Here is an 18,315-nt window from a genome sequence, read left to right as displayed (position 1 = left end):
CGACAGGAGAAGCGAGAGCATGATCGCCATACAGGTTCCAGACACGTACCTCAATCAGGACGGCTTGCTCGCCCAGGTGGGCGACTATATTCAACCACTGGCTAAACGGGTGCTGATCATCACCAGCCCAACCGCCTGGCGGCACACTGCCGCCACGCTGGAAGCCAGCCTCAGGCAACACGGCTTGCACTACCGGACCTTATTTCTCGAAGGCTATTGCACCGAAGAGAGTATCGCCGCGCTGCGCGAACAGGCGCACATCGAACGCGCGGAGCTGATTCTCGGCGTCGGCGGCGGCAAGGTGCTGGATACCGCCAAAGCGGTGGCCGACCAGTCCGGCGCGTTACCGATGATCGCCGTGCCGACGGTTGCCGCCACCTGCGCCGCCTGGTCGCCCATCAGCGTGCTGTACAGCCGCGACGGCATGCATCAGGGGCGGCTTAGTCTGCGTCGCCTGCCGGTGTGGGTGCTGGTGGATAGCACCGTGATTGCCCGCGCGCCGGTGCGTTATCTGAAAGCCGGCATTGTTGACGCGCTCGCCAAATGGTACGAATTTCAGCCCTACCTACGGCACGGCGACGATGCCCTGTCGCTGCAGATCAACGCGCGTATCGCCCGGCTGGCGGTCGATATTTTTGACGCGGACGGTGAGCAGGCGCTGGCGGACAACCAGCGACAACAGGCGACGCCGGCGCTGCGCCGGGTAATCGACGCGGTGATTGCGCTGGCCGGTATCGCCAACAGCGTCAAGGACGAGCGTGCCCGGCTGGGCGTCGCACACGCCATTCATAACAGCCTGACCCGCCAGCCGGAATCCAAGCGCTGGCTGCACGGCGAAAAGGTCGGCTTTGGCCTGGCAGTACAGGCGCAACTGGAAGCACGCCACGGATTCGACAGTCAGGAGCTACTGACGCAATTGCGCCGCTACGACAGCCCGCAGACGCCGCAGGCGCTGGGCCTGACCGACGAAGCACGCTGGGACCTCGTTGCCGCACAGGTGACTATCCCGGCCGATATCGCCGCCCGGCTGCCGTTCGCCGTAGACCGCAGCGCGTTAAGGCAGGCGCTGGCCGCTACGGCGGAACCCGCCACGACCGAGGCGCACTAATGCTGCGCTTCAATCAGAAAGCGGGTTAATCCCCGCAAATGCATTGATAATGTCATCCCGCACATACGCAGCACCCGACCTGTTGACTGTACGCTTATGCCAGATAAGGTATCGCTCGTTGGTCGGCGCGCCGTCGGGTTTGATTATGGCGACCTTCAACGTCATTTGGCAGCCAATGCCAATTTCTGGGGGATTTCACTAAATCAATGCCACCACTTTCGCCGGTAAGGGAACAATCGCAATCGCATGCCAGATTGTTTGGGGTAGGATATTAAACGGTGTCCTGCGCCGAGGCGTACCGAGGAATGCTCGCCTGCCGTGATCACACATACGTGATCACACATAAATGACGGGGCACCAGCTACGACTCATATACGCCAGCCATGAAAACAGGAGACACCCGGTGACATCCACCCCTTTGCACCTTTACGTCGACGCCCAGTTCGTCAGCCCGTTTGCAATGTCGGCGTTCGTTGCCCTGCGCGAGAAAGCATTGCCGTTCGAACTGTCAACGGTAGACCTGGGTAACAAGGCGCAGCACGCGCCGGAGTATGCCGCGGCATCGTTGACCAGCCGGGTGCCGACACTGGTTCACGACGGTTTTTCGCTGTCCGAATCGTCGGCGATTACCGAGTACCTTGACGAGGCGTTCCCCGGCACGCCGCTCTACCCTCAGTCTCCACAGCAGCGGGCGCGGGCGCGTCAGATACAGGCATGGCTACGGACGGACCTGATGCCCATCCGGCAGGAGCGCTCATCGGAAACGATGTTCTACGACGCCACGTCGGCGCCGCTGTCCGCACCAGCGCAACAGGCGGCGGAAAAGCTGTTCACGATCGCGGATAAACTGCTGCCGGCAGGCGCGCTGACGTTGTTCGACGCATGGAGCATCGCCGACCTTGATCTTGCACTCATGCTAAACCGGCTGGTGATGAACGGCGATGCCGTACCACAGCGGCTGGAAGAATACGCCCGGCACCAGTGGCAACGACCGTCGGTGCAAGCGTGGGTTATGATGGAACGTCCATTGCGTTAACCGCCCTTTCTCTGACGAATGTAATTATCAGGAGGTTTGCCATGTCCCACTCATCCGAATACATCCCGCCGAAAGTCTGGACCTGGAATACAGCCAGCGGCGGCCTCAATCGCCCAATCGCCGGCGCCACGCACGACAAAGACCTGCCGGTCGGTCGTCATCCGCTCCAGCTCTATTCGCTGGCGACGCCAAACGGCCAGAAGGTGACCATCCTGCTTGAAGAACTGCTGGCGCTGGGTCATAGCGGCGCGGAATACGACGCCTGGCTAATCAGAATCGGCAACGGCGAGCAGTTCAGCAGTGGCTTCGTGGAAGCCAACCCTAACTCCAAGATCCCGGCGCTCGTGGACCACTCCGGGCCGCAGCCGGTGCGCGTGTTTGAGTCAGGCGCCATTCTGCTTTATCTGGCGGAGAAATTTGGCGAATTCCTGCCGACCGACGCCGCCGAACGCGCCGAATGCCTGTCGTGGCTATTCTGGCAGATGGGCAGCGCGCCCTATCTTGGCGGTGGTTTCGGTCATTTCTACGCTTACGCGCCGATCAAGATCGAATACGCTATCGATCGCTTCGCGATGGAAACCAAACGCCTGCTTGATGTGCTCAATCAGCGGCTGGCGCAAAGCGACTATCTGGCCGGTTCTCACTATACGATCGCCGATATCGCCGCGTTTCCCTGGTACGGCGGTCTGGTGAAAGGCTGGCTTTACGACGGCGCCGAATTCCTGTCGGTTCACGAATATCCGCACGTGCAGCGCTGGGCGGACGCTATTCTCGCCCGTCCTGCGGTTCAGCGCGGCCGCATGGTCAACCGCCTGAGCGGCGATCCCGCCACCCAGTTGCATGAGCGTCACGACGCCAGCGACTTCGAAACGCAAACACAGGACAAAGTGTCGGCACCGCGCTGACTGTACTCATCCCGCCGCTGCACTGACGGGCGGCGGGCTTATTCTTCGGTGAGAGGGAAATGAATACCGCAACATTCCCTGGCCTGCTCCAGCACATTAGAGACGATAAGAGCAATATCCAGCAATTGATGGCACCGGGACATATCCTGTGCGTTGACGATATCCCTGAACGCCTCAAATTCATAAATCATGTGATTTTTATCCGTCGTGTCGTCATGTTTTATCAGCGTTCCCGCTGTCGAAAATTCAACATGCTTACATACACTCGGTATATCGGTAATTTTCACATAGCCAGCCGTTCCCTGAACGGTTAAATAACCCGGACTGGCCGAATCTTTCGCACCGGTGCAGACAGCAATAAATTTCCCGTAATTCATGACCAGAATACCGGAAGTGTCGATGCCGTTGTGTCCCTTATTACAGCTATAGCTCACGCTCTCCGGCGCCCCAAATAAGGCGCAGACATCATAAATATTATATAAGTTGATATCGTAAAGCGCGCCGCCCGATTTGGCGGGGTCGAATGCAGGATGCACGATACCGTTGAGGTAGTCGTCATAGCGGCTTGAATATTGCGAGTAATTCGCCTGTATCAGCTTAATCTCACCGATGTCGGCGACATGAGTCGCCAGATAATGAAAACCAGGCGTGTGAATCGAGGTGATGGCCTCAAAAAGATAACGCCCTGTTGATTTCGCCAGCGTGACCAGTTCCAGTAATTGCGCATAATTCGACGTGAACGGCTTTTCACAAATAACATGCTTTCCGGCGGACAGCGCTTTATGGGAATAGGAAAAATGCAGGTGATTGGGTATCCCGAGATAAACAAAATCAATGTCGCTATCCTGCAACAGGGCATCATAATCGGTATAAATCGCATGGATATTATATTGGCTTTTTAATGCTTCGCCTTTTTGCAGACTTCCCTGCCGGACGCATAAGGCAGCAATATCAATGCCTTCAATGTTTTTCAGTGCATCAAGACAGGACAGCACAATTTTGCCTGCCCCTACCAGCGCGATTTTCATGGGATAACTCCTGAGCGTATTACCGAAATACGACTGACTATACAAGATAGTCGTTATCGGTTATAGCCATCAGCGCTCAGGCTGCGTCCCGCCATTCTCTGCACCGGGCTGCGGTGAAATGCTGTCACGCCTCATTACGAGTACAGCCGAAACAACAGGCCACACCGGCGTGGCCTGTCAGCATGGTTCAGAACGGTTATCTGACTCTCTCACTCAGCGACTGATTGCTCATTAGTCGCTCCCATGCCCGCGTGACCTCATCAGGAATATCCACATGTCCAATAAAACCGGCGCCTGACGGCCCATAGCCATTCTGATCATCTCTCAGGCGTTTAACCTCGCCTAAAACCATCGCGGTATAACGCTCAATTTCCCACACTTCCGGCATTTGCCCGCCGGTAATCATCGGCTCGCCGCCAATCATGATGAGCGACGGGGTAAACACCGGCCAGCTGATAAACCGGCTGTCCATCCCTTTCTTATTCCAGCTGAACAGGAAAGTTTCTGTCGTGCGCCGTTGCATCAGGGGATCCTGCACCAGAATAATTTCCTGACGCGCTATCTCTTTATCAAGCACCAATTCCCGACTAAAGTCGGCGTTTTCTCCGCAGTTTCTGGAAGCGCTTTCAATAAATAGTTTCTCCGCGGCGATGCCGAATACGCTCATGGCGATGCTGGCAAGCATTTCCGCCTCGCTTTTATCCGCGGTATCGATCGCAGCGGTCAGACAATTATTTTTCACCGCCTGCTGTAACAGCACCGTTGAATGGCCGATCCCACCGCTCAACAAGACCGGAATATCCGCCTTCTTCGCCAACGTCAACGCGCCGAAAATGTTGGGTAAAATGGCATGACCAGCGATAATCATCAGGTCGGGATTCATGGTTTTCACCTGCGGGAAATCATCCAGCGCCAGCCAACTTGCGATATCGTTAAGGTCGTGAATCACTTCATCGGATAAATCCATAACACCTCTCTTCGCCATCGCCACATGAAAAAATCCATCGTGTGGATGGCTATTCCATACCCGAAAGCTCGGGCAGCCAGATTTGCCAGCCGCCAGTATGCATCATTCAATTCAACTTCGTCGCCGCTGACGATTGCACAGGCTGAAAGACGGCGACCTGCCGACGTAAAAAAACCGGGCCAGGGCCCGGTTGTCTGACATCACGCGGCAGGATTATTCCTGACCGGCGGGACGTGTCGCCAGCGTCGCCCGTTCCTGCTCGTACGCACGCGCCTTCTCTTCATCGAACTGCCCTTCCCATTTGGCGATCACCAGCACCGCCAACGCATTGCCCACCACGTTAAGCGCGGTGCGCGCCATATCCAGAATGCGGTCCACCCCGGCGATGAACGCCAGCCCTTCCAGCGGAATGCCGACGCTGCCCAGCGTCGCCAGCAACACCACAAAGGAGACGCCCGGCACGCCGGCAATGCCCTTGGAGGTGATCATCAACGTCAACACCAGCACCAGTTCCTGCCACAGGCTGAGATCGATACCGTACAACTGGGCAATGAAAATGGCGGCGATGCTCTGGTACAGCGTGGAGCCGTCCAGATTGAACGAATAACCGGTCGGCACCACAAAGCTGGTGATGGCTTTCGGCGCGCCATAGGCTTCCATCTTCTGGATAATGCGCGGCAGCACCGTTTCCGAGCTGGCGGTGGAGTAAGCCAGGATCAACTCATCCTTCAGAATGCGGATCAGCGTCATGATGCGCAGCCCGCACAGCCGCGCCACCGCGCCCATCACCACCAGCCCAAAGAACAAAATCGCGATATAGACCAGAATCACCAGCTTGGCGAGCGGCCACAGCGAGGCGAAACCGAAGTTGGCGACAGTAACGGAAATAAGCGCAAATACCCCGACCGGCGCATAGCGCATGATCATGTTGGTGACGCGGAACATGGTTTCCGACGCGCTGCGAAACACGTTCAGCAGCGGTTCACGCTGTTCGCGCGCCAGCGACGACAACCCGAGGCCGAACAGCACCGAGAAAAAGATCACCGGCAGCATTTCGCCCTTGGCCAGCGCGGCGAAAATGTTGGGCGGAATCAACGACAGAATGGTGCTCACCAGGCTGTGCGAACCGCTTTGCACCTGCTCGGTGGTTTTCTCGTATTGGGAAATGTCCACCCGGGTGAGCATCGACATGTCAATGCCGTGCCCCGGCTGGAATACATTGGCCAGCGTAATGCCGATCACAATCGCCAGCGTGGTAATAACTTCAAAATACAGGATGGTTTTGAAACCGATGCGCCCCAGTTTTTTGGCGTCGCCGACGCCGGCGATGCCCACCACCAGCGTGGTGATAACAATCGGCACCACAATCATCTTAATCAACCGAATAAAAATATCCCCGGCCGGGCTCAGGACGTTGGCGATCAACCACTGCTTATTGGCCGGGTTTTCATGCAACCAGGCTCCGACGGCAATACCGATGACCAACGCGATGAGAATTTGCCAGGCAAGGCTAACTTTCTGTTTTTTCATGATACGAATCCATTGTCTGTGCTCCCTGCGACTACTTGCCGATGGTGAAACCACTGCCATCGGACATTCCAGCTAACTGCTGAACTACGACAGATAAGGGGAGAGGTGAAGGTTGTTTTTTGCACAATTACGTGATCCACAGGCAAACATGTGACTCACCAAAACAGAGTGCGTAATCAAATAGTTATGCATTTAAAATGCGCAACTATTTGTATCGCAAAAGAAAATAAAAAAGCATAACCTGTTGTTATGCCGCGGCATGCTACTATCCCCTCCCCCTGAGATCAAGCGCTTCATTCAGGGAACTTTTCATAATTATGCGTTTCATCACTGTGTGCCGGCTGCCCCAGCGCCGATGACCATCACAAAAAAATCCGGACGCGCAGCAACAACACGCGGCCGGATTTTCGGGGACTGGCGGTTGAATCGCCGCCGTCAGATTTGATAATCGATCACCGCTTCGTTGTCTTCGGCGAACACCCGAGCCTTGATGTCATCCTGCGTCAGCTCCGGGTTGCACAGTTGAATAAACTTCCAGGTGTAATTGCGTTGCAACTGCCCGCGTTTAAGACCCAGCCAGACCGTGCTGGCTTCAAACAGATGGCGCGCATCCAGCCGCACCAGTCCGGGATCGCGCGTCGCGTCAAACGACATGTCGGCGACGATGCCCACCCCCAGCCCCAGTTCGACGTAGGTCTTAATCACATCCGAGTCCTGCGCGCTGATGGAAATATGCGGCGTCAGGCCGGCGGCGGCGAACGCGCGATCGATACGGGAACGACCGGTGATGCCCTGCCGGTAAGTAATCAGCGGCACCGCGCTGAGCTTATCAAGCGTGACCGCCGGCTCGTCCGCCAGCGCATGCCCTTCCGGCACCAGAATAGCGTGATGCCAGCGGTAGTAAGGAAATGCCGCCAGCGAATTCACGTTCATCAACTGCTCGGTAGCGATGCCAATGTCCGCTTCGCCGGATTCCAGCATCGCCACGATTTCATCCGGCGTACCCTGATTGAGCACCAGTTGCACCTGCGGATAAAGCGCGCGAAACTCCTTGATCACGCCCGGCAAGCTGTAACGCGCCTGCGTGTGAGTGGTGGCGATCACCAGTTGCCCGACGTCGTTGTCGCTGAACAGGTTCGCCAGCCGCCGAATATGATTGGCATCGTTGAGAATACGTTCGGCCATGACCAGCAGCTCTTTGCCCGGCTCCGTCATACCCAGCAGACGCTTGCCGCGGCGGATAAAAATCTCAATACCCAGTTCTTCTTCCAGCTCGCGGATGTGACGGCTCACGCCAGACTGGGAAGTGAACAGGGTATTGGCGACTTCGGTCAGGTTATAGTTGCACCGCGCCGATTCACGGATAATCTTCAGTTGTTGAAAGTTCACGCCCTTGTCCCTTGTCCGTCGTTCTTGTTATCACTATTCATACGAAGTATTGTTATTCCGTACAAATAAGGAAAATTTACTATTTATAACTTTTTGTGATATGACGGCGTATTTCACCCCGTCGTGCAACGGCAGTCCGCGGTTGCTTTTCGCAATGTGCGTGATGGCGGGTATATATAAGTGATTGCAGGAACATAGCCGTATCAACAGGAAAAAACATGCTAAGTGGGATCTTTTTTGCCCTGTCCGCCGGGCTGATGTGGGGACTGGTGTTTGTCGCGCCCTTGCTGGTGCCGGATTACCCCGCCATGCAATTGTCCACCGGACGTTACCTGGCATTCGGGCTGATTGTATTGCCGCTGGCATGGATAGACCGAAAACGGCTGCTACAGCTGACGCGCCGCGACTGGCTGGAGGCATTCAAACTGGCGGCGGTAGGCAATTTACTTTATTACCTGTTCCTGACCGCGGCGATTCAACGCATCGGCGTGCCGATCACCAGTATGCTGATCGGCACGCTGCCGGTGGTGATGGCGGTAAGCGCCAACCTGCTGTACGGCCGTCACGACGGACGTATGCCCTGGCGGCGGCTGGTTCCGGCGTTACTGTTGATTGCATTGGGTTTGCTGCTGGTGAATATGGCGGAACTGAACGGCGAAGCGGCCGATGTGCCGGCCGGGCGTTACCTTGTCGGTATAGCGTTGGCGCTGCTGGCGCTCGTCTGCTGGACATGGTATCCGCTGCGCAACGCGCGCTGGCTGCGTCAGAACCCGGATCGACAGCCTGCCACCTGGGCCACCGCGCAGGGGCTGGCGACGTTGCCGATCGCGCTGGCCGGATTCATCCTGGTCAACAGTTATCTCGCTGTCACGACGCCGGATTTTACGCTGCCGTTCGGCCCGCAGCCGTGGCGTTTCCTGACGCTGATAGCGGTCATCGGCCTGTTCAGTTCCTGGCTCGGCACCCTGTGCTGGAATGCCGCCAGCCAGCGTCTGCCCACCGTACTGGTAGGGCCGTTGCTGGTGTTTGAAACCCTGTCGGCGCTAGCGTATACCTTTATACTGCGCCAGTCGTGGCCGCCGCTGATGACCGCCGTCGGTATTCTGTGCCTGATCGTCGGCGTGATTTACGCCATGCGTATCAAGCTTGAGCCGGTGGTCACCCGGCATTCTCCCGATATGACCGGCGCCTGACGCTGCCAGCCGCGACACCGCTATTAAGAGATAACGGTGTCGCCTGGCAGTATAAACAGGCTGCATCTTCAATGAACTGCGGCGCCGGCACGCCCTTTGCGCAGTAGCCATGCCGATAAAAGAGACACGGTCTGGTATTTGTAAATTACGACCCGGCCCGGCTGTCATAATCACTAGAGCCGCTCAATGTGGCAGTGACTGAAAAAGTTTGTCACTTCATGAAAACAGCCAGTCCATTCCCCGGAGGGAAACAGGGTCTGGCAAAGTGTAGCGGTATTAGGTTCAACCATTTAGTTAACCCTTCCCTCTTGATGTCCTTTTTTAAGGTATTTACGTCCTTTACGCCACAACCTATCACTTCCAGAATGAAACGAAAGATCGGGCCAGGGTAGCGCTATCACAGGGATTGCGCATCGCTCCTCTGGCTTGATCACTCCCAAACAGGATTTTCTGTGAAGGCTTTCCGCTGACCCAGCAAGACTGCAAGGAATCTCAACCCTGGAGATAATTACCATGACAGATGATATTAAAAATAACGCCCCTGGCGCTCAATTAAGCAGCAGGGGCCAGGTTTCAAACGAACCTCTCAACATTGTTTTTGCTGTATACAATGGAGGTACGCTTCTCGACTTTGCCGGCCCCAGCGAGATCTTTCACCGACTGCCAAATACAAACGTTCGCTATGCCAGTCTCAACGGAGGAACCGTAACTCTCGAATTCGGCGTTAAGTACGGCAATACAGAGCGACTGATAGATATATTTAAGACTGATTTGATCATGGTACCTGGTGGCTCAGATATGACTGAAGCCATGCACCCTGAGTATCTGGCTCAGATAGGCCGACTGGCTAAAAACGCTAAATATATAACGTCGGTATGCACAGGCTCGCTCTCGCTTGCTGCGGCAGGCGTCCTTAAAGGCAAACGAAGTGCCTGCCATTGGGCTTTCGTCAACAGACTGGCAGAATACGGCGCCATTCCGGTTTCGGATCGTTTCGTTGAGGATGACAACGGCCGATTTATGAGCGGCGGAGGTGTAACGTCAGGTATTGATTTTGCGCTTCATGTTGCCGAAAAGCTGAAGGGAAAGCAGCATGCCGAATTCACACAGCTTGTCATCGAATATGATCCCGCTCCGCAATTCAGTTCCGGTCACCCAAGAAGTGCTTCGCCGGAGGTGCTTGCGATGGTTGAAAAAGTACTGCCTGGTGCCACCAAGGGCCTTGCACGAATTCCTGTCATTAAATAAGGGCCAACTGCTGAATGCGCAGGACTACAGTCGTGGTCTAACCATTACTCAATCCGCCATTTCCTCAACAGATCTAAGATAGGCTGTCACAACCGGCAGCAACCGGATGAGATGCGGCTATATAATTTATGGTGTAGGCGCTGGAGCCTAAATAAGCTCAGAGTTCTCTATCCATTCTGCCAGCTCTTCTTATTGATTGCGGCGGGTGTCCAAGAAGTTTGATAAAAGCACGTCGCATACGCTCGGGGTCATTGAACCCCACGGCAAGGGCGATTTGCTCTATGGGTTCGCTACCATCCTGCAGTCGCAATCGGGCAGCCTCAACACGTAAGCGTTCGACAGCCTTAGCCGGTGTTTCTCCCGTTTCACGGCGAAACACCCGTCCAAATTGCCGTGGGCTTAGCCTGGCTGCTTCTGCGAGACGCTCTATAGGCAACGTTTCATCCAGATGTTCTCTGGCAAAATTCAGCGCCATGCGAATACGGTCCGACTCAGGTTCCATTTGTGACATAGCTGAAAACTGAGACTGGCCTCCAGGCCGACGATAGGGAACAACTAAATGCCTGGCAATAGCGCGTGTAATTTCAGCACCCAAATCTTTTTCAATCATAGCGAGCGATAAATCGATTCCAGCCGTGTGCCCTGCCGATGTCCAGATTGGTCCGTCAGCGATAAAGATACTATCAGCGTCGACCGTGATGCGCGGAAAGGCAGACTGTAGCTGGGCGGCATGACGCCAATGAGTCGTTGCCCGACGCCCATCCAGCAAACCGGTTTCAGCCAGCAGAAACGCGCCCGTACATACGCTTGCTATCCGCGAGGCGTTGGTGCTCAATTGCCTGGCCGCGTCTATGTTCTCAGGCGACTGCATGGCGTCAATATTTCCCCCGACAAATATGACGGTGTCAAATGTATGTACCCCAAACGGTTTCGTCTCAAGTGCAAGACCCGCATTACCCACGATCGGGTTCCCGAATCGCGAGATTACATACAGTTCGTACGGGCTATACCCGGCAACCTTAGCCACATGAGCAAACGCTGCAAGTGGGCCGGCAAGATCAAGTACCTCGTGGCCGCTGCAAACGAAGAATCCAATACGATGCATGATCATGCTAATCCCAAAATCCCACCGAGTGTCTTATTTTACTGAAAAGCCTCCATTAAAGCCAAAATGTTATTTCCTGACGAGATCGAGTTGATCCATTTTTGTCTTTAAATAGGGGAGTACTTTATTTCCGACAAACCTGAGCCTTCCTGCCGCCATCTGCACCGCTCAATCCGGCAGTTACTGCATAAAGTGCACCATTTCAAGGAAACGACCAGCCCGTTCCGAGAAGAAAACATAGTTTGGCGAAAGTGTAGCGGTATGAGGATCAGCAAACTCAGACCGACTTAGCCAGAAAAACGCCGACATCCGACTCCACCTCTTCCATCTGCCGTAGCGCATCCAGCGTATCGCGCGCTTCCTGCTCGTCCAGCCGGCTCATGGCAAACCCGACGTGTACCAGCACCCACTGGCCTACCAGCGATGACGGTTGCCCGTCTTCCAGCACCAGCGCCACATTGACTTCGCGCCGCACGCCGCACACATCCACCCACGCCAGTTGATGATCCGCCGACGCCCATTCCACCACCTGCCCCGGAATTCCCAGACACATAACGATTTCCCGTTTTTCCTGACCACACTTGCTCGTCACCTCATTCCGGCGACAGCACCGTCTCCTGCTGATTCTCAGCGCGCACATAACGACCCGGACGACCGCAAGCACAACCCGCCATCGCCGCCTGCCGTTTGAGGCCGACTTGTCACGCCAGCATGCTAAGCAAATTCGGTGCCAGCCGCCTTGATCCTGCGCCGGCCGCGAGCGGAAAGCGCCCGAGCCATAGTATGTTGTAACTAACTTACCGTTATCCCTTAGAAAACCGGCGACGCTCGTCAAAAGTGTCGAGTTTTTACCCCCGCCCGATGCTGTCGGCGGTGACGACGATCGGGTAAAAACCGGCGGCAAAATGTCGTCACTAATGTCGAGCGGCAGGTTCGACTAGCCGCCGTTGATTTCGCGGTTTTATCTAACTGACTGATTTTAAAAACCATCACTCCACTGTTTTTCTTATGGCATGGAATATGCTTCCGGCGCAGGAAACATTTCTATCACCCCGGAGGGTATGGCTATGAACCGCTTCGTCATTGCGGAGCCAACGCGTTGTATCGGATGCAACACCTGCATGGCGGCCTGTACGCAGGTGCATCGCCAGCAGGGCCTGCAGTCTCATCCGAGGCTGGCGGTCGAGCGCGATGCCAACGGCACCGCGCCGGTGTTATGCCGTCACTGTGAGGATGCGCCCTGCGCCAGAGTGTGCCCGGTCAACGCCATCAGGCATCAGGACCACGCCGTGCTGCTGGACGAAAACACCTGCATCGGCTGCAAACTGTGCGCCATCGCCTGTCCGTTCGGCGCCATCACGCCATCCGGCAGCACGCCGCTGGCAATCCCTACTACGTTTGATCACCACATCCCGCTGTCGCTGCTGTCCGATGTGCCGGTGAGTCAGCCGTCGGTTCATCCGATGCTGGCGTGGAACGCCGGGGTGCGCAGCATCGCGGTGAAATGTGATCTGTGCGACTTCCGCGAACAGGGGCCGGAGTGCGTGCGCGTCTGTCCGACACACGCGCTGTATCTGGTGGATGACGCCGCGCTGGACGACGCTATCGCCGCCAAACGCCGTCAGGCGGCGGAATGGCCGGAAGGCAACATCCCTTTTCCCGCCGCAGGGACTGACAGGGAGCAAACTTTATGATGATGCCGCTGCAATTGATGACGTCTCTGCAATGGCTGGGCCTGTCGCTCACGCTGTATCTGGCCGGCGCGCTGCTGTCGTTATGTCTGTGCCGCCAGGAGTCGCTGGCGATTCGCTTAAGCGGGCTGTGTGCGCTGGCGGGCGGCTGTGCCGGTGCGCTGGCGGCTGCGCCCGTCCTGCTCGGCGGCGGCGTACTGACCGCCGTGTTCGACGGGCCGTTTGACGCCTTCGCTCACCTCACGCTGCGCTTCGATACTCTGGCCGCCTTCATGACGCTGGTGATCTCGCTGCTGGTGGCGGTGTCCGCCCTGTATTCGCTGGCTTATCTGGAGGAGTACCGCGGGCGCGGCGCCTGGGCGATGGGTTTCTTCATGAACCTGTTTGTCGCCTCAATGGTAGCGCTGGTGGTGGTGGACAACGCCTTCTATTTCATTGTGCTGTTCGAAGTGATGTCGCTCAGCTCCTACTTCCTGGTGATCGCCGATCAGGATGAAGAGGCGGTCGGCGCCGGGTTGCTGTATTTCCTGATCGCCCATGCCGGTTCGGTGCTGATCATGATTGCCTTCTTCCTGCTCTATCGTCATAGCAGCAGCCTCGATTTCGCCGATTTCCGCCACGCCGCGTTGTCGGCGCCGCAAGCCTCGGTGGTGTTCCTGCTGGCGTTCTTCGGCTTCGGCGCCAAAGCCGGGATGCTGCCGTTGCACGGCTGGCTGCCGCGCGCGCACCCGGCCGCGCCGTCGCACGCCTCGGCACTGATGTCGGGCGTGATGGTCAAGATCGGCGTATTCGGCATCATCAAAGTCGGTGTTGATTTGCTGGGCGCTACCGAAGCCTGGTGGGGCGTGGTGGTGCTGGCGTTCGGCGCGGTGTCGTCGGTGCTGGGCGTGCTGTACGCACTGGCCGAACACGATATCAAGCGTTTGCTGGCGTACCACACGGTGGAGAACATCGGCATCATTCTGATGGGGGTCGGCGTCGGCATGATCGGCATCGCCACCCATCATCCGCTGCTGGCGCTGCTTGGCCTGCTGGGCGGGCTGTATCACCTGCTCAACCACGCGGTGTTCAAGGGGCTGCTGTTTCTCGGCGCCGGCGCGGTGATCTACCGCGTTCACACCAAAGACATGGAAAAAATGGGCGGCCTGTCGCGACTGATGCCGCGTACCGCGCTGGCGTTTTTGGTCGGGTGTATGGCGATATCCGCCCTGCCGCCGCTCAACGGTTTCGTCAGCGAATGGTTTACCTACCAGTCGCTGTTCACCCTCAGCCATGACGGCGGCATCGGCCTGCGGCTGGCCGCGCCGATCGCCATCGTGATGCTGGCGATCACCGGCGCGCTGGCGGCGATGTGTTTCGTCAAAGTGTACGGCATCAGTTTCTGCGGCGCGCCGCGCAGTGAGAAAGCCGCTCACGCCCGCGAGGTCCCCTGGCCGATGACGGTCGCCATGTTACTGCTGGCGCTGCTGTGCGTGCTGCTCGGCGTCGGCGCCAGCGTGGTGGTGCCGGTGATGACCCGCATCGCGGCGGATCTGGCGCACACCCCGGCCGTCATGATGGCCGCGGGGCTGGGCGTCTTCCCCGGCGACCACCTGCAAACCCGTCTCAATACGCCGCTGATTTTCATCCTGCTGCTGGCGCTGCCGTTGCTGCCGCTGATGCTCTACAGCCTGCTGCGCGGGCCGCGTCTCGGCTTTCGCCACAAGGGCACGCCCTGGGCCTGCGGCTACGGCTACGAGTCCGCCATGTCGGCGTCGGCCGGCAGCTTTACCCAGCCGCTGCGGGTGATGTTCGCACCGCTCTACCGCGTGCGTAAAACCCTCGATCCGGCGCCCGCGATGCAACAGGCGCTGGAAAAGACCACGCAGGCGGCGGCGTACGTCGAACCGGTATGGGACGACCACGTGGTGATGCCGGTGGTCAGCGGCGTGCAGCGCATCAGCCGCGCGGTGCAATGGATTCAGCACGGCGATTTCCGGGTGTACTGCCTGTATGTGGTGGCGGCGCTGGTTGCCCTGCTACTGGCCACTCTGGCTTAAGGAGACCGGAACATGACTTACGTTTCACTCGTTTTTCCGCTGCTGGGCGCGCTGTTGCAGGCCGTCCTGCTGATGGCGGCGGCTCCGCTGTTGTCCGGCATGTCGCGCGTGATCCGCGCCAAAATGCACTCCCGGCAGGGGCCGGGCCTGCTGCAGGATTACCGTGACATATTCAAGCTGCTGCGCCGTCAGGAAGTGGCGCCCGAGCATAGCGGCGGCGTGTTTCGCCTGATGCCGTTCATCCTGCTCGCCACCATGCTGCTGGTGGCGATGACGCTGCCGGCCGTGACCGACAGTTCTCCGTTCGGCGCGTCGGGCGACGTCATCACCCTGCTGTATCTGTTTGCGGTATTTCGCTTTTTCTTCTCCCTGTCCGGCCTGGACTCCGGCAGCACCTTTGCCGGTATCGGCGCCAGCCGCGAACTGACGCTCGGCATTCTGGTCGAGCCGATTCTGATGCTGGCGTTGTTGGTGGTGGCGCTGGTCGCCGGCTCCACCAACATCGGCAACATCAGCGTCAAACTGGCGAGCGGCCACTGGGTGTCCCCCACCGCCACCGCGCTGGCGCTGCTGGCCTGTGCCTTCGCCACCTTTATTGAGATGGGCAAAATCCCGTTCGACGTGGCGGAAGCGGAGCAGGAACTACAGGAAGGGCCGCTGACCGAATACGCCGGCGCCGGGCTGGCGCTGGTGAAATGGGGCATCAGCCTCAAGCAGGTGGTGGTCGCCACGCTGTTTCTGTCGATTTTCGTGCCGTTCGGCAAGGCCGAAACGCTCACGGCGGTCAGCCTGCTGTGGGGCACGCTGGCGCTGATCATCAAGCTAGTGGTGGTGTTCGTCATCGCCGCGATTATCGAAAACAGCCTGGCGCGTGGGCGCTTTCTGCTGACCGGCCGGGTAACCTGGCTCGGCTTCGGCGTGGCGGCGCTGGCGTTCGTTTTCTACCTGACCGGACTATAAGGAGTCGGCATCCATCATGGAGAATATTGCTCTTGCGACCCTGCTGCTGCCGTTTCTCGGCGCGTTGTTGGTCGCCTTTGCGCCGCAGCGCTTCGCCAAAGGGGTGTGTACGCTATTCGCCCTGCTGGCGACGCTCGGCATGGCGCTGCTGGCCTGGCGTTACCTCGACGGCGGCAAAACCGACCAGGTCGTCACCCTTTACCGTTACGGTCAGGCCGATCTGTTCGGTTTTGTGTTTGACCGCATCAGTCTGTTGATCGGCTTTGCGGTGGTGTCGCTCGGTTTTCTGGTCAGCCTCTACTCCTGCTGCTACCTGACGCTGGGCAACCGCGAACATCCGCACGACGGCAGCAATCGCTACTACGCGTTTCTGCTGGTGTTCATCGGCGCAATGGCCGGGCTGACGCTGTCATCCACTATCCTCGGCCAGTTGCTGTTCTTTGAAATCACCGGCGGCTGTTCCTGGGCGTTGATCGGTTACTACCAGAAACCGAAATCGCTGCGCTCGGCGCTGAAAGCGCTGCTGGTGACCCATATCGCGTCTGTCGGCCTGTATCTGGCGGCGGCCTGGCTGTTCGCCACCACCGGCACTTTCGCGCTCAGCGCCATCGCGCAACTGGACGACAGCAGCAAAATCATCGTGTTCGGCGGCATTCTGTTCGCGGCCTGGGGCAAGTCGGCCCAGTTGCCGCTGCATGTCTGGCTGCCGGATGCGATGGAAGCGCCGACGCCGGTGAGCGCCTACCTGCACGCCGCCTCGATGGTGAAAGTCGGCGTGTATATTTTCGCCCGCGCCATTCTGTCCGCCGTCGAGGTGCCGCACATCATCGGCGTGGTCGGCGTCATCATGGCGACCATCACGCTGGTGTACGGCTTCCTGATGTACCTGCCGCAAAAAGACATGAAGCGGCTGCTGGCCTACTCCACCATCACCCAGCTCGCCTACATCTTTCTGGCGCTGTCGCTGTCTATTTTCGGCTCGCGCATGGCCTTCGACGCCGGTATGGCCTACATCTTCAACCACGCTTACGCCAAGAGCCTGTTCTTTCTGGTGGCCGGCGCGCTCAGCTACAGCTGCGGCACCCGTATGTTGCCGCAGTTGCGCGGCATGATGAAGCGCCTGCCGCTGCTGGGCGTGGGTTTCTGCGTGGCGGCGCTGGCGATCACCGGCGTGCCGCCGTTCAACGGCTTCTTCAGCAAATTCCCGCTGTTCGCCGCCGGGTTTGCGCTCTCAAACGACGCCGTGTGGCTGCTGCCGCTGCTGATCATCGCGCTGGTGGAGTCGGTCGCCAGTTTCGCCTGGTTCCTCTACTGGTTTGGCCGCACCGTGCCGGGCGAGCCGTCTGAGGAAGTAGCGTCGGCCACGGCGGTGCCGGCGTCGATGAATCTGGTGCTGCTGGTGCTGATCGTGATGTCGCTGTGCTCCAGCGTTATCGCCGCACTCTGGCTGAAATAAGGAACTCCCATGACTGGATCTCTTCTCGTCAATAATCTGGCTGGTTTGCTGATCATCACCTCGCTGCTGGTGATCGCCGCCAGAAAACCCACGGTGTCCGCCGCGCTGTACGCGTTGCAGTCGCTGGTGCTGGTGCTGATCTTTGTGGCGCTGGGCGGATTGCTGGGCTCCCACGAGCTGTATCTGTGGTCGCTGACCGCCTTCATCACCAAGGTGGTGATGGTGCCCGCCATTATGAGCTTCGCCTTCTGCCGGCTGGCTGACCCGAAAGCCGACGGCGGCGTAATCGGCACCGCGACCCTGATACTGATCGCCACCCTGATTGTGTTGTTGAGCTACTTTGCCGTCGCGCCGGTAAAACTGCCGATGGTCAACGACCTTAAACCGGTGCTGGCGGTATCGCTCGGCCACTTCCTGATCGGCCTGCTGTGCATCGTCAGCCAGCGCAACATTCTCAAACAGGTGTTCGGCTACTGCCTGATGGAAAACGGCGCCCACCTGACGCTGGCGCTGCTGGCCTACCGCGCGCCGGAGCTGGTGGAGATCGGCATCGCCACCGACGCCATTTTCGCCGTCATCGTGATGGCGCTGATGGCACGCAAAATCCACCGCACGCTGCACACGCTGGATGTTCAGCAACTGACCGCGCTGAAAGGATAA

16 protein-coding genes are annotated in these 18,315 nt (G+C 58.0%); 10 read left to right on the top strand and 6 right to left on the bottom strand.

What is annotated here, in order from left to right:
- Positions 1-19: 19 nt before the first annotated feature.
- The 3 genes from CVE23_RS08210 to yghU all read left to right on the top strand — a co-directional run bounded on the left by CVE23_RS08210 (position 20) and on the right by yghU (position 3,049).
- A complete protein-coding gene (locus CVE23_RS08210; RefSeq protein ID WP_100849272.1) occupies positions 20-1,108 on the top strand; it encodes an iron-containing alcohol dehydrogenase family protein in 1,089 nt (362 codons plus the stop codon).
- Positions 1,109-1,511: 403 nt separating this feature from the next.
- Positions 1,512-2,144, top strand: coding sequence for a glutathione transferase (gene yfcF / locus CVE23_RS08205; RefSeq protein ID WP_188726090.1), 633 nt, complete (start codon positions 1,512-1,514; stop codon positions 2,142-2,144).
- Between the two features lie 41 nt (positions 2,145-2,185).
- Positions 2,186-3,049 (top strand): glutathione-dependent disulfide-bond oxidoreductase, encoded by an 864-nt coding sequence (gene yghU, locus CVE23_RS08200; protein ID WP_038918540.1) that lies wholly within the window; start codon positions 2,186-2,188, stop codon positions 3,047-3,049.
- Between the two features lie 38 nt (positions 3,050-3,087).
- On the opposite strand, the gene CVE23_RS08195 is transcribed toward yghU, so the two are convergent.
- The 4 genes from CVE23_RS08195 to cbl form a co-directional block, all read right to left on the bottom strand.
- A complete protein-coding gene (locus tag CVE23_RS08195) occupies positions 3,088-4,077 on the bottom strand; it encodes a Gfo/Idh/MocA family protein (protein ID WP_038918538.1) in 990 nt (329 codons plus the stop codon).
- Between the two features lie 196 nt (positions 4,078-4,273).
- Positions 4,274-5,044: a YdcF family protein gene (locus tag CVE23_RS08190; RefSeq protein WP_049854958.1), complete on the bottom strand. Its 771-nt coding sequence runs from the start codon at positions 5,042-5,044 to the stop codon at positions 4,274-4,276.
- Positions 5,045-5,257: 213 nt separating this feature from the next.
- Positions 5,258-6,574 carry a glutamate/aspartate:proton symporter GltP gene (gene gltP / locus CVE23_RS08185; protein WP_038918534.1) on the bottom strand — a complete coding sequence of 439 codons (1,317 nt, stop codon included), beginning with the start codon at positions 6,572-6,574 and terminating at the stop codon, positions 5,258-5,260.
- A gap of 435 nt (positions 6,575-7,009) precedes the next feature.
- Entirely contained in the window at positions 7,010-7,963 is a 954-nt protein-coding gene (gene cbl / locus CVE23_RS08180; protein ID WP_038918533.1) for an HTH-type transcriptional regulator Cbl, read from the bottom strand.
- 218 nt (positions 7,964-8,181) lie between these two features.
- Between cbl and CVE23_RS08175 the strand changes: the two genes are divergently transcribed.
- Both CVE23_RS08175 and CVE23_RS08170 read left to right on the top strand, forming a co-directional pair.
- On the top strand, positions 8,182-9,156 hold the full coding sequence (locus tag CVE23_RS08175; protein WP_049854959.1) for a DMT family transporter: 975 nt from the start codon (positions 8,182-8,184) through the stop codon (positions 9,154-9,156).
- Between the two features lie 513 nt (positions 9,157-9,669).
- Entirely contained in the window at positions 9,670-10,404 is a 735-nt protein-coding gene (locus CVE23_RS08170; RefSeq protein ID WP_100849270.1) for a DJ-1/PfpI family protein, read from the top strand.
- A 157-nt stretch (positions 10,405-10,561) separates the two neighbouring features.
- Here the strand turns inward: CVE23_RS08170 and CVE23_RS08165 are convergent, their stop codons facing one another.
- Together CVE23_RS08165 and hybG are read right to left on the bottom strand one after the other, a co-directional pair.
- A complete protein-coding gene (locus tag CVE23_RS08165) occupies positions 10,562-11,509 on the bottom strand; it encodes a GlxA family transcriptional regulator (RefSeq protein ID WP_038920885.1) in 948 nt (315 codons plus the stop codon).
- A gap of 277 nt (positions 11,510-11,786) precedes the next feature.
- A complete protein-coding gene (hybG, locus tag CVE23_RS08160) occupies positions 11,787-12,062 on the bottom strand; it encodes a hydrogenase maturation factor HybG (protein WP_038918529.1) in 276 nt (91 codons plus the stop codon).
- 514 nt (positions 12,063-12,576) lie between these two features.
- Between hybG and CVE23_RS08155 the strand changes: the two genes are divergently transcribed.
- Genes CVE23_RS08155 through hyfE form a run of 5 tightly spaced genes read left to right on the top strand, consistent with a single transcriptional unit; the run spans position 12,577 to position 18,315 of the window.
- On the top strand, positions 12,577-13,203 hold the full coding sequence (locus tag CVE23_RS08155; RefSeq protein ID WP_038660206.1) for a 4Fe-4S dicluster domain-containing protein: 627 nt from the start codon (positions 12,577-12,579) through the stop codon (positions 13,201-13,203).
- Entirely contained in the window at positions 13,200-15,239 is a 2,040-nt protein-coding gene (gene hyfB / locus CVE23_RS08150) for a hydrogenase 4 subunit B (protein WP_162942919.1), read from the top strand. The genes CVE23_RS08155 and hyfB overlap by 4 nt, the downstream gene beginning before the upstream one ends.
- 12 nt (positions 15,240-15,251) lie before the next feature.
- Entirely contained in the window at positions 15,252-16,199 is a 948-nt protein-coding gene (locus CVE23_RS08145) for a respiratory chain complex I subunit 1 family protein (RefSeq protein WP_100849269.1), read from the top strand.
- 16 nt (positions 16,200-16,215) lie between these two features.
- Positions 16,216-17,655 carry a hydrogenase 4 subunit D gene (locus CVE23_RS08140; protein WP_100849268.1) on the top strand — a complete coding sequence of 480 codons (1,440 nt, stop codon included), beginning with the start codon at positions 16,216-16,218 and terminating at the stop codon, positions 17,653-17,655.
- Between the two features lie 9 nt (positions 17,656-17,664).
- Positions 17,665-18,315 (top strand): hydrogenase 4 membrane subunit, encoded by a 651-nt coding sequence (hyfE, locus tag CVE23_RS08135; protein ID WP_013317235.1) that lies wholly within the window; start codon positions 17,665-17,667, stop codon positions 18,313-18,315.

This window comes from Dickeya fangzhongdai (assembly GCF_002812485.1).
In the GTDB taxonomy this organism is placed as follows: domain Bacteria; phylum Pseudomonadota; class Gammaproteobacteria; order Enterobacterales; family Enterobacteriaceae; genus Dickeya; species Dickeya fangzhongdai.
Note: the sequence above shows the minus strand (reverse complement) of the source record. Positions and strands in the feature narration are given on the sequence as shown.